The 13,140-nt window shown below is 54.2% G+C and carries 8 protein-coding genes; 3 read left to right on the plus strand and 5 right to left on the minus strand.

Translation table 11 applies throughout. The features are described from left to right. Positions 1 to 49: 49 nt before the first annotated feature. Positions 50 to 787, minus strand: a complete 738-nt coding sequence (locus JZX89_RS25005) for a carboxylesterase family protein (RefSeq protein WP_174375012.1) — start codon at positions 785 to 787, stop codon at positions 50 to 52. 383 nt (positions 788 to 1,170) lie between these two features. On the opposite strand from JZX89_RS25005, the gene JZX89_RS25010 reads away from it, so the two are divergent. Then, positions 1,171 to 3,237 carry an ATP-dependent helicase gene (locus JZX89_RS25010; RefSeq protein WP_207135677.1) on the plus strand — a complete coding sequence of 689 codons (2,067 nt, stop codon included), beginning with the start codon at positions 1,171 to 1,173 and terminating at the stop codon, positions 3,235 to 3,237. Positions 3,238 to 3,385: 148 nt separating this feature from the next. On the opposite strand, the gene JZX89_RS25015 is transcribed toward JZX89_RS25010, so the two are convergent. Continuing rightward, positions 3,386 to 4,678: a glycosyltransferase family 4 protein gene (locus JZX89_RS25015; protein WP_207135678.1), complete on the minus strand. Its 1,293-nt coding sequence runs from the start codon at positions 4,676 to 4,678 to the stop codon at positions 3,386 to 3,388. A 478-nt stretch (positions 4,679 to 5,156) separates the two neighbouring features. On the opposite strand from JZX89_RS25015, the gene JZX89_RS25020 reads away from it, so the two are divergent. Together JZX89_RS25020 and JZX89_RS25025 are read left to right on the plus strand one after the other, a co-directional pair. Continuing rightward, entirely contained in the window at positions 5,157 to 6,920 is a 1,764-nt protein-coding gene (locus JZX89_RS25020; protein WP_207135679.1) for an ABC transporter ATP-binding protein, read from the plus strand. A gap of 39 nt (positions 6,921 to 6,959) precedes the next feature. After that, a complete protein-coding gene (locus JZX89_RS25025) occupies positions 6,960 to 8,390 on the plus strand; it encodes a mannose-1-phosphate guanylyltransferase/mannose-6-phosphate isomerase (protein ID WP_207135680.1) in 1,431 nt (476 codons plus the stop codon). A gap of 88 nt (positions 8,391 to 8,478) precedes the next feature. Here the strand turns inward: JZX89_RS25025 and JZX89_RS25030 are convergent, their stop codons facing one another. From JZX89_RS25030 to JZX89_RS25040, 3 genes are read right to left on the minus strand one after another with little or no spacing between them, the layout of a single operon-like run. Next, entirely contained in the window at positions 8,479 to 10,557 is a 2,079-nt protein-coding gene (locus tag JZX89_RS25030; protein ID WP_210348626.1) for an NAD(+) synthase, read from the minus strand. After that, complete coding sequence (locus JZX89_RS25035) at positions 10,544 to 12,637, minus strand: class I SAM-dependent methyltransferase (protein ID WP_174375328.1); 2,094 nt, start codon at positions 12,635 to 12,637, stop codon at positions 10,544 to 10,546. The genes JZX89_RS25030 and JZX89_RS25035 overlap by 14 nt, the downstream gene beginning before the upstream one ends. Next, positions 12,555 to 13,124 (minus strand): NUDIX hydrolase, encoded by a 570-nt coding sequence (locus JZX89_RS25040; protein WP_153517158.1) that lies wholly within the window; start codon positions 13,122 to 13,124, stop codon positions 12,555 to 12,557. The genes JZX89_RS25035 and JZX89_RS25040 overlap by 83 nt, the downstream gene beginning before the upstream one ends. Positions 13,125 to 13,140 lie beyond the last annotated feature (16 nt).

Raw genomic sequence — 13,140 nt, forward strand, 5'->3', positions numbered from 1 at the left:
CGCCGGGCGGCTTTGTTTGTGATTGGCTCAATCAGCAATCCGGTGAAACTCAGGGAGAAGACGGCGCTTTGACCTCAGCGAGCTTCTGTTCGAGAAGCCAGGTCCACATCGCCTCATCCTTAAGCACTTTTCCCTCCACCGCCTGGTGGTTCGTATCCTCGAACACGGTGAGCCGAACATTGCGTTTCAACTCCTGAAGGCGTTGAACGAGAACCACGGTGTCGGACAACGGTATCACCTCGTCATTTGCACCATGAAAAGCCCAGAAGGCGGTCTTTTCATTGGTGCGGTTGAGATAATGCCGGATACCGCCGCCGGCGATCGGCACGACAGCCGCAAAAGCTTCCGGAAACTGTTCGGCCATTGACCACGCCCCAAATCCACCCCGGCTATAGCCGATCAGGTAGATGCGGCTGCGGTCTACCCGATGATCGGCCACCACCGACTGAAGAGCGGCTGCGACACGCTCGATCGGGTAAAGCAGCTCCTCACTGGGGTTTTGCGGCGAGAACACCAGAAAAGGAAAATCACGCCCCTCTTCGATCATTTTCGGCAGACCGCTTGTCCGCAGCTTTTCGACATCACTGCCACCCTGATCACCGCCATGCAGCCAGACAACGAGAGGGTAAGTCTTTTCCGAACCGGCATAGTCCTTCGGGGTGTAGAGCAGGTAATTGATGTCAGAGGCGATTGTGACATCGGATTTCACGGCTTTCTGCTCGGCCGAGGCAAATGTCGAGGTGGCAAGGGCAGCTACGGCGATCAGGCAGAATTTCAGATTTTTCATTTAGTCCTCCCAACAGACAGACCTCATTCCCGAGGCCGATGATTGAACTCGCAAGCCTCCGGCCTGGTTCAAGCCTTTCCAAGTCGAAACCGCTAACGCGAAAGAAACGACAATAAATGATTATATATTTCAATTAAGTACGAGATTTTCCTCATTACTATTCTTATCGTGATGGGAAAATCAGATCCTCTCGACCCATCGCCACCCGGGCCGACATATCGGCCTGGATTACCAAGTCGGGGCGTTCATTATTTGTTCTGGATTGGTGTTTGAGTCTTTGCTAATCATTGCAGGAACGGTGGAAATGGCCAGCCGATGCCTCGACGGCTGGCCATTTCCACCGCTATCCACGGACAGACAACCACATATCAAGGATTGCAGGCATGGCGGTTGCCTATCTGGACAAGTTGAACGAACAGCAACGTAAGGCCGTGGAACACGGCGTCGGGCTGACAGAAGGACAGACGGCCGGACCGCTCTTGATCATTGCCGGCGCCGGTTCCGGCAAGACCAATACGCTCGCCCATCGTGTCGCGCATCTGATCGTCAACGGCGCCGATCCCCGCCGCATCCTGCTGATGACGTTTTCCAGACGTGCGGCCTCGGAAATGTCGCGGCGTGTCGAGCGTATCTGCAAACATGTTCTCGGCAGCAATTCAGGCGCTCTGACCGATGCGCTGGCATGGTCCGGCACGTTTCATGGCATCGGCGCCCGCCTGTTGCGCATCTATGCCGAACAGATCGGCCTCAATATCGATTTCACCATCCACGACCGTGAAGACAGCGCCGACCTGATGAACCTCGCCCGGCACGAACTCGGCTTTTCCAAGACCGAAAGCCGCTTCCCGACCAAGGGAACATGCCTTGCGATCTATTCGCGCGCGGTGAATTCACAGACGGCGTTGAAGGAAATCCTGCGCCAGCATTATCCTTGGGTCGCCAACTGGGAGAGCGAACTCAAGCAACTATTCGCGGCCTATGTCGAGTCCAAGCAGGTTCAGAACGTGCTCGATTACGACGATCTTCTGCTCTATTGGGCGCAGATGGTGAGCGACCCCATTCTGGCAGACGATATTGGCAACCGTTTCGACCATGTGATGGTCGACGAATATCAGGATACCAACCGGCTGCAGGCCTCGGTGTTGATGGCGCTCAAACCCGGTGGCCGCGGGTTGACGGTGGTGGGTGACGATGCGCAGTCGATCTATTCGTTCCGCGCTGCGACGGTGCGCAACATCCTCGATTTTCCGGCATCGTTCAGCCCGGCGGCGGATATCATCACGCTTGATCGCAACTATCGCTCAACGCAGCCAATTCTTGCCGCCGCCAATGGCGTCATCGATCTGGCGCGTGAGCGTTTCACCAAAAACCTGTGGACGGAGCGGCAGTCGCTCGAACGCCCGAAGCTGGTGACGGTGAAGGATGAAACCGAACAGGCGAATTTCATTATCGATCAGGTCCTTGCCAATCGCGAGACCGGTATGACGCTGAAACAGCAGGCCGTGCTGTTTCGCACCTCCAGCCACAGCGGCCCGCTCGAGGTGGAACTGACCCGCCGCAACATCCCCTTCGTCAAATTCGGCGGCCTGAAATTCCTCGACAGCGCCCATGTGAAGGACATGCTGGCGGTCCTCCGTTTCGCGCAGAACCCGCGCGACCGTGTCGCCGGCTTCCGGCTGCTGCAGATGCTGCCCGGCATCGGACCGAAGAAAGCCGGCAACATTCTCGATACGATCGCGGCAGACCCCGAGCCGCTGCTTGCCCTTGCCGAAATTCCGCCGCCGCCGAAGACTGGCGATGACTGGACGGCTTTCACGCAAATGCTGGTGGGGCTGCGGCGTGGCCAAAACGGCTGGCCGGGCGAAATCGGGCAGGCAAGGCTATGGTACGAGCCCCATCTCGAACGCATCCATGAAGATGCCGATAGCCGCAAGGCCGATCTGCTGCAGCTCGAGCAGATCGCCAGCGGTTATCCCTCCCGCGAACGATTTTTGACCGAGCTGACACTTGATCCGCCTGACGCCACCAGCGATCAGGCGGGCGTGCCGCTGCTTGACGAGGATTACCTGACCCTGTCGACCATCCATTCGGCAAAAGGCCAGGAATGGCGTTCCGTCTTCATCCTCAACGTCATCGATGGCTGCATCCCGTCCGACCTTGGCGTCGGCACCACCCAGGAACTGGAGGAAGAGCGACGGCTGCTCTATGTCGCGATGACCCGCGCCAAGGACGGCCTGTCGCTGATCACGCCACAACGCTTCTTCACCGGCGGCCAGAGCCAGCAGGGCGACCGGCATGTCTACGCCTCAAGAACCCGCTTCATACCGGCAACCCTGCTGCAATTCTTCGAAACCACAACCTGGCCGATTGTATCGGCCGCCGCTTCCGAGCGTAGCGCGCAGCAGATCAGGATTGATGTGGGCGCGCGGATGCGGGCGATGTGGAAGTAGAAAGCCGGGGTTCAGGTAGCTCTTTCGTACAGGCGTCGTTTGCAATTGGATAAAAACCATTGGGAGGCTACCGACAATATCGGCCTGCACGACGAGTAAACGGACAAAGAGCAGATTGTCGAACCTGTCGCAGCTTCGACTTGCCGCCTTAGGTGGCCGCTCGCCTCTCGTTGTTATCCAATTCATGAATCGCACGAAGTATGTCTGACGCAACATCCTGCCATGTTCGCATTTGTGGTTTGAACTCGGCTATCTTCGTTTTCAAGGCAGCATACTTATCGGGTTCCAACAACAATACACGAACCAAATCCGCCAACTCATCTGGTTTCTCAGGATTGAAATAAAGGGCCAGCGTCCCGCCGGCCTCTCTCAATGCCGGTACATCCGCAGCAAACGCCGGGGTACCGCACCACAGGGCTTCGCTGATCGGCAAGCCCCATCCCTCCATCCTGCTCGGTAAAACGAGACCGTAAGCGTTTTCATAGAGCAGACGCAATTCCGCCTGGTTCGGATTAAGGACAAAGTGAAACTTGTCGACTATCGGACGGAATTTTTCCAGTTTTAAAAATTTTTCAACCCTTCTGCGCCTCGCGCCTGCCAACACCAACGCGGGGGGAACGACGCCGGAAGCCTGCAACAGAAGCATAGCTTCAACAACACATTCCAGGTTTTTACGGCCATTATAGATACCGACACCCAGAAGGTAACGGCCTTGTGGCGGCCTCTTATCAATCGGCTCAACTGTTGGCCGAAGCTCGTTACAAAGTGGTATAGCCACAACGTCCGGCACGGGCGGCAATGTTCCGATATTAGAAAAATGCTCTACTTCCCGCGCCGTAAATTCTGAATTCGTCAAAATCAACGCCGCGGCCCCTATGGCGACCTTGTTATCGTGAATGAAATTCCTCGGGAACGAAAATTGATTCCGGTGGGTGAAATTATGCAACGGGATCATGTCATGGAGCATCGGAATAAAGGTGGCTTTTTCGCCCCGTTCATTCAACGCCATGATGTAATCTGACATAATTTTAGGCCTCCCAAGCGAGACCAGAATCTGCCCGTCTAGATCAACCTCTCGAACTGCACCCGCCGGAATAGTTGCCCAACGTTTGCGATTGCGATGCTCAACTACCGTCCGCACCGCCCTGTAGAACAAAGACTTCAAAAAGTTCGTATCAAACAGATTCTGTCTGAGGCGCAGTGGCGTCGCGCTTGAAGGAACATTCGGATCCAGAACACCGGTTGGCGATGCATCCCCTGTCCGCGGAAAAACCTCGAAAAACCGACGATGCAACGGCGAATAGATTACATACCTTACTGATTTATCAGCCAAATTCAGTTCATAAGCGACTTCCATTACGGTTCGCGCGATTCCGTAATATTTAAACTTCACTCCCGAGTTCAGGAACAGTTCCGACAGATCAAAAAAGACTTGGGGCATTTACCGTCCTGCCTGACGGACACTTCCGTCATAAAACAATTAGATTGCAAAAACTTACGAGCTTATATGCCACGCCGTTGTCGATAGCCCACCATTGAGTTTGGCATATAGATTTTGGACAGAGCATTTGTCAATGTTGAGAACCTCTCGGTGGCGCAAAACTACACATTTCCGCCTAACAACTAAAGCGCGAATTGCCTCATATTCTGCTCCTGGCAAAAACGGCGGTTCGTGGCTTCCTCACTAGAGGGAGATTGACACTTAGCGATCACCCCTTTAAGTGCACTAAACCAATTTTGGATTAGACGTGCCTCGGCATTTGGGACCAGTGTTAAGCTTTGAGTTTTCTGAGCATGAAACTTGAGCAGATCATATATGAGCGTTACACACAGAACATCACTCCGCTAGTTTGGGTTTGTTCATCTAACGTGATAACACTCACCAAATGTAGTTTCTGCACCAATTTAGGAATATCGCTGTGATCGGATCATTTTTGTCGCAAAACGACAAGAAGCTGCTGGTACGACTGTTCAAAGAGAACTTCAAAAAGCACGTTAGCTGGTACTCGATGGCAATCGCGGCAATGGTTGTCGTCGCTGCAACGACATCTCTCAGCGCCTGGATCATGCGCGATATCGTTAACAGCGTTTATCTGAAACGTGGTTTTGATGTCGTTCTTCAGATTGCGTTTGCTGTCGCCGCAATATTCATCGTCAAGGGCCTCGCCACGTTCGTTCAGAGCTATTATCTGAGCAAAGCAGGCAACAGCATTGTCGCGGAGCAGCAACGCAAAATTTATGATCGCCTGCTGAAGCAAGGCGTATCGTTCTTTCAGAACCTGCCATCGTCGGAATTGCTAATTCGAGTAACCTACAATGCACAGGCTGCCAGAAGCGTTATCGATACGATCGTCACGTCGTTTATACGTGACCTGCTTTCGCTCATCGGCTTGATCGTGGTGATGTTCGCCCAGAATTTTCTTCTGAGCGCGATTTCAATGATTATAGGACCCATCGCAATCTTCAGCGTCCGTCTTGTCCTGCGTCGCGTGCGCAAGATCATGGAAGCGGAACTTGCTTCGCTTGGCGAAATCGTCAACGTCGTGCAGGAAACCAGCATCGGCGTCCGCGTGATCAAAGCGTTTTCGCTTGAGAAACTTATGCGTCAACGTATGAACAAGGCGGTGTCTGACGTTGAGCATCGCGCCAATGGTATTGCGAAGCTTGAAGCGGCGACCAGCCCGATCATGGAAACACTGTCCGGCCTCGCGATTGCCGTCGTCATTGCCGTTTCCGGTTATACTGTTCTGGAAAAAGGCGGTTCTCCTGGCGATCTGATGGCCTTTATAACCGCTCTGCTTCTTGCTTACGAACCGGCAAAACGTCTGGCGCGTATGAGAATCCAGATCGAAAGCGGCATGATCGGGGTCCGCATGATGTTCGAGGTTCTGGACGCCCCTTTGACGCTTGACGAAAAAAAGGACGCTCAGCCTCTCCCCAAGGCAAGTGGCGATGTGGAACTGAAGAACGTCAGCTTCGAATATGTTTCAGGCCAGCCGGTTCTGAAGGATGTCAGTGTGCTCTTTGAGGGCGGCAAAATGACCGCACTGGTAGGTCCTTCCGGCAGCGGAAAATCCACCATTATCAATCTTATGATGCGCCTTTACGATCCTCAAAACGGTTCCGTTGAAATCGACGGCATGGATTTGCGTGATGCTTCCTTTGCGAGCCTGCGCGAGCATGTATCTTATGTCGGTCAGGAAACTTTCCTGTTTTCGGGCACCGTAAAGCACAATATTTCCGTTGGCCGTGACGACGCGACAGAAGAAGAAATCATAGCTGCTGCCAAGGCTGCCAATGCGCATGACTTCATCATGAAGATGCCTGACGGCTACGACAGCAAGCTCGGTGAAAATGGCTCAGGCCTATCCGGCGGCCAGAGACAGCGTGTGGCGATCGCTCGCGCCATGCTGAGAGATGCCGACATTTTGATCCTCGACGAGGCGACCAGCGCCCTGGATTCAGAATCCGAAGCCCTCGTAAGGGATGCACTTGAGCGCCTGACCCTGAACAAGACGTCTATTGTCATTGCTCACCGGCTTTCAACAATCAATCGAGCCGACAAGATCGTCGTTATGGATAATGGACAGGTCGTAGAAGAAGGCAGTCGGCGTGAACTGCTTGCAACGGATGGCCTTTATAAACGCCTGCACAGCATCCAGTTCGATGCGGACGTAGCATAATCCTGATCCTTTATCAGGCCGCATTGGAAAGGTTTTATTGTGAAGGAACACTCTCGAAAGATCACGCCGGTTCTTCTTGCTGGCGGTGCGGGCTCGCGGCTCTGGCCTGTTTCGCGTGACCAGTTGCCCAAGCAGTTCCAGCCGCTGGTCGGCAATCTTTCGACCTATCAGCAGACGCTGATGCGGGTGGGTGACAAGGGGCTGTATGCCGAACCGCTTGTCATCACCAACGAGGATTTCCGTTTCTTCGCCCGCCGTCAGGCGGAAGAGATCGATCTGCCGGCAACGGTGGTGCTTGAGCCCGCCCGCCGCGACAGCGCCGCCGCCATGGCCGCCGCCGCCGTGCTGGCGGAGCGGCGTGAGCCGGGATGTCTGGTACTGGCGCTTGCCGCCGACCATGTGGTGCTGGATGCCGACAAGTTCTCCGATGCCGTGAAACTCGGCGCCAAGGCCGCCGATCAGGGTAATATTGTCGTCTTCGGGCTGGTGCCGACCGAGCCGCGCACTTCCTATGGTTATATCAAACCGGGCCAGGCGATCGATGGCGAGGAAGATTTGAGCACCGTCGATGCCTTCGTGGAAAAGCCGGATGTAAAGACGGCGATTTCCTATCTTGAAAAAGGTTATCTGTGGAACTCCGGCAACTTCCTGTTCCGCTCCGACGTGATGATCGCCGAACTCAAGGCCTTCGCGCCGGAGATTCTGGCGGCGGTAACGCAGGCGGTCGAGCAATATGAAAGCGACCTTGGCTTTGTGCGCCTGCATCAGGCAAGCTTTGAGGCCTCGCCGAAAAACTCCATCGACTATGCGGTGATCGAAAAAACCAAACGCATGGCGGTGGTGCATGGCCATTTTCGCTGGTCGGATATCGGCAGCTGGGACGCGATCTGGGAGATCGCTGAGAAGCGCGGCAACGACAATGCGCTGGAAGGCGATGGCGTGTTCATTGATTCCGAGGGCTGCCTCATTCACTCCACGCAATTGCTGACGACGGTGGTGGGCGCCAAGGATCTGGTGGTGGTGGCCACCAAGGATGCGGTTCTGGTGGTGCCGAAAAACCGGGTGCAGGATGTCAAGGGGCTGGTGGAGACGCTGAAGGACAGCGACCATGCGCCGCGAACGCAAGCGCACAAACGTGTTTATCGCCCCTGGGGATACATCGAACACATGTATGTGGATGAGCGCTACCGCGTCGGCCACATCACGGTTGATCCCGGCCACCGCATCTCGTTCCAGAAACATTATCATCGCTCGGAACACTGGATCGTCGTCAAGGGAACGGCGACGGTGACGATTGGCGAAGAGACGAAGTTGCTGACGGAAAACCAGTCGGTTTATATCCCGATCGGCCAGCCGCACCGGCTGGCCAATGAGGGGCAGATCCCGCTCGAACTGGTCGAAATCCAGACCGGGGCCTATATCGGCGAGGATGATGTCATTCGCATCGAGGATGATTATAAAAGGGCGTAATTGACGAATGCTCCTCATATAAACGGAGCATTCGGATTTACAGTCGATAAAGAGATGTCATTTGACCAGAATGCGCTGCCAGCCCCTCTTAATTTTTCGGCGGCGGGGCTAGCGCCAGGTCAAGCTCCCGCAGCCAAGCATCCGCTGACGCATCTGATGGCATACGCCAGTCGCCGCGTGGAGACAAAGAGCCGCCTGAACTCGTTTTAGGACCGTTAGGCACGGCACTTCGTTTGAACTGGCTGGTTTGAAAGAAGCGCCTGATAAAAACTCTTAGCCATGATCGAACGGTTTCCAAATCGTAGTCCCGTCGATCAGCGTCTGCGAAATCCGGCGGCCAGCTACCCGTTTTGACATTTCGCCAAGCGTGCCATGCAAGAAAAGCCAGCTTGGACGGCCTCAAGCCATATCTTACCGTATAAAAAAGATTGAAGTCTTGAAGCGCATAAGGTCCGACGAAATCTTCAGTCCTCTGGCTTGGCGCATCCGCATCACCCGGTACCAATTCTGGACTGATTTCTGTCGACAATATATTCCGAAGAACGGCAGATGCCTCTTCACCGTAAAGTCCGCGTGCCGCTACCCATCGAATAAGGTGCTGAATAAGCGTTTTTGGGACCGAGCAATTGACATTGTAGTGGCTCATGTGATCACCGACGCCATAGGTCGCCCAACCAAGAGCGAGTTCAGAGAGATCACCTGTGCCTAGAACAATCGCATTATGACGGTTTGCCAGTCGGAAAAGGAGCGACGTTCTAGCCCCAGCCTGGACGTTCTCGAAGGTAATATCATAAACCTTCTCTCCCTCTGCGGCGGGATGGCCGATATCCCGCAACATTTGCATTGAAGCCGGGCCTACATCGATCTCGTCCGCAGTCACTCCCAACGCCCGCATAAGTCGCCAAGCATTCGATTTCGTCGTATTTGAGGTCGCAAAAGCCGGTAAAGTCCACGCTAGGACATTTGAACGGGGAAGTTTCAGCAGATCCATGGCGTGGAGCGCAACCAGCAGGGCGTGCGAACTATCCAATCCACCCGAAACACCAATGACCACACGCTCGATGTTACTCGCCTTTAAACGACGAGCAAGACCTTGAGATTGTATTTGGAAAGCTTCTTCGCAAAGAACGTCAAGCTGACCTTTGTCATCCGGAACGAATGGAAAGCGAGCAACCTTTCGACGCAGGCCTATGTCATTTGCCGGAGGCTGAAGATGAAAGCGAATGTGCCTATAGGCTTTCGGCGCAAGATCGCGCCGATTTGCAACAAGGCTGCCGTTTCGTAGCCGTTCAGCTGCCAGAAGTTCCAGATCGACATCCGTAACGATCATACCGGCACTTGTAGAAAAGCGCTCGGATTCAGCCAAAAGAGTTCCAGCTTCATAGACCATTGCATGGCCATCCCAGGCAAGGTCAGTCGTCGACTCACCGAAACCGGCCGCCGAATAGAGGTAAGCAGCATTGCAACGAGCAGATTGCACACGGCAAAGCGCATGACGTTCGGCCGACTTACCGATAATAGCATTGGACGCAGAAAGATTTGCGATGACTGTCGCGCCGGCAAGGGCAGCCATGGATGAGGGCGGCGTTGGCACCCAAACGTCTTCGCAAATTTCAATCGCCAGCACAAAATTTTCTATATCCTGCGCAGTGAACAAAAGGTCCGTACCGATTGGAACCTCAGTTCCCAACATTTCTATCACGGCACCCTTTTCAACTATGGCACCCGATGCGAAGTGCCGCGCCTCGTAGAATTCGCGATAATTGGGCAGATAGGTTTTCGGTACAATACCTAGAAGCCGACCTCGATGCAGCACTACCGCGCAATTGAGAAGGTGTCCCTGCCAGCGGACCGGCATTCCAACGAGGACCACGGGCATTAGCGTCTCGGTACGCTTTCGCAGCAGTTCAAGAGCAGACTCTGTTTCATCAAGCAGCGTTTGCTGATGCAGAAGATCATCAATCGCGTAACCGGTCAGACCAAGTTCGGGCAGGACAAGAAGGCCCACCGACTGCTCGTCTGCCGTTTCCAGTAGCGGCGTAGTTGCCGCAGCATTGGCCAATGGCGAAGCAGGAGTAACCAAATGTGAAGCAACGGCACAACGAAGAAAGCCTTGCGCGTAAGCCGAGGTGAAAGTCGCGGATGTAACCTGTTTATTGCGTATCATTGTCTTCACTTGCACTCACGCCGCCATCAGCAACCACCCCGACCAGAAGCCATGAGGGTCTTACCCAAAATAAGGATGAAAAGCGCGGACGCCACTCTTTCCAGTTCAGCAGCACGGCTTCAACCACGCCCTGAGCAGCATTTTGTTCGGCTACGATCAAGGGATCAGGACAAAAATCATGCCACATGACAAGTCCGCCCGGACGAACCACCTGCAAGGCCTTTTCGGTATCGTTGGTGACTACATCGGCCGTATGGCCACCGTCGATCAGGATTGTATCGAAGAAATTCGGACCGAAAGCAGCTGTGTCGAACTCCCGACTGTCCATCAACATCTGGGTTACTCGCCCGGCCAATCCAGCTTCGCGATAAAGTCGTCCGATCCGGTTTCCACCATCAGTGACGCCGGATGCGTCTGAATACAAAGGACGCCCCTCATCATCCTTTTCCCCTTCAGGAAGGTTCAGCGTCCAGACGAGAGCTTCGGAGTTTTGCAGGCAAAGCCGCGCACCAAACCCCTCCCAGGTCCCAAACTCCAGATGATGTTTTGGTCGAAACGCACGGTATAGCTGTCCCAATATCTTCGCGTCATGGACTTCCATACGGAACTGGGTAAGCGGCATATTAACGAGATTAATCGGAGCTCGGAACGAGTAGTCCAAGCCAAGGCGTTCTCCCAGCATATGAGCGTCAACGATTTCGAGCCGGTTTTCTGGCACATCAAAAGCCAATGATGAGAGCCCTTGCGCGGCATCACTCAAGTTGGTCTCTTTTTGAGCCGGGTTCATCGAAAGCGGCGGGGTAACATTACGCCGAGCTTCCGCCTGCAAGACAACCGGCTCATTGAAACGTACTCGAGCCACACCAGATAGCGTCGGGCCTCTTCTGATAACAATCCCACGCAGGTCCTCGACCTGCTCAAGCGCTATCTCGACCGTAGTTTCTCCGCCCGGCAGTATAAAAGCTTCCGATCCAATGATATCCGAAAAACCCTCCCTAACGCAAAGAACTCCGATATCCGCTCCAGAGACGCCAACGGACAAACGTACGATTGCCGGTCCTTCACAGATTGGTTGCACTTTCCAGATCAAGCCATAGCCCCAGGCTGGTGCATTGATAACCAGATCACCGGTTTCTTCATCCAGAACACCAGTACTAGGTAGTTCGAATACTGCAGCAACGTTAGCCGCCTGTGCTTCCGTCGCCACAAGAACAGGTGCAACATAGACAGGCTCCCGTTCATGTATGAGCCTCAAGCCATCAACGGCAACCGGCGCGCCCTCAGGACGACGCAAAAGGAAATTCTCGCCGTCCATCACGAGAGCATCTTGGTAACCTACCGATGCCAACCATTCGAGCGCCTGAGATACGCTCTGCTTTCTTTCCGCCAAGGCATGATTAAGTTCGACGAGAATCCATGGGTTAAATTTGTCGAGTGTCTGAAGAGAGCCTTTCAACACTTCGAGATCGAAGCTATCGACATCAACCTTAAGAAGATCAAGCCTGTCCCATTCCAGACGCCGCATTTCCGCGTCCACTGTCGAGAAAGGAAACTCCTCCACTTCCGCGGGACTGCCCCAGACGCGGAATATCGCATCACGACGGTTACCTTCGGCCTCCCCCATTGCAATCTGCTGGACTTCGACATTTGAAATGCCGTTGAGCTCAAGATTGTGCCTAAGCATACGATGCGTTTCCGTCGGTTCGAATGCAACAACCCGGCCTTCAGGTGCGCAGCGACCAAAAAGTGCGGAGTAATATCCGATATTACCCCCGACATCAAAAATACGCCAATCGCGGCCGATGTTGCGGACACACCAGCGTTTGGTTTGCATCTCACAATAAGGATAGTAGCCCCGCATGTGGGCGTAGTACGCGCCAAGCCGAATTGGCTCTGCCTCTGGAACCATGGTCCAGATCGGAGCCAGATCGAGCTGGACAGCAGGAGCCGGAGCGTGAACGGTCAGACCTGTTTCATGTTCGGCCAGTCGCTGATCGTCAGAACCCGAAATGTGCTCTGGTCGCGAGCCAGACGGCGAGCTGAGGAAGGATTGCACAATGTCCCTGATCGATCGCCGCATTTATTTCCTCCACTGTCATAACTCTAAGATCGAAAGTTTCAAGATCGTCGTGATCGGCGACGCCGGCGGGACAACAACCCGTCAGGGCGAAAAGATGCGCACGCCCACAGCCCTGATTGCCACTAACGGCATAACTGCCAAAGCTAACCGCATTCTCAGCCACATAGCCGGTTTCTTCTCGCAGTTCCCGCAGCATCGCCTCAACAGCATCTTCCCCGGGCTCCACATGGCCAGCGGGAAAGGTCATGGAATAGCATCGAGCACCATGTTTATATTGCCATAAAGTCAAAATACGACCATCGGCGAGAATCGGCACGGCAATCGAAAAATCAGGCAAATGAACTTGATGATAATCGTCGACAACGCGCCCATCCGGCAACTCGACCATTTCAACCGAGAGCTCCAAAAATGGTGGAGCGTCGTAAATGGCATGAGTTTTAAGCACCTTCCAAGGCGCTCTATTTCCGATTGCACCATTTGAGTTCATAGCTGGGCTTTCACGC

This window comes from Agrobacterium burrii (genome assembly GCF_017313405.1).
GTDB classification, from domain to species: domain Bacteria; phylum Pseudomonadota; class Alphaproteobacteria; order Rhizobiales; family Rhizobiaceae; genus Agrobacterium; species Agrobacterium burrii.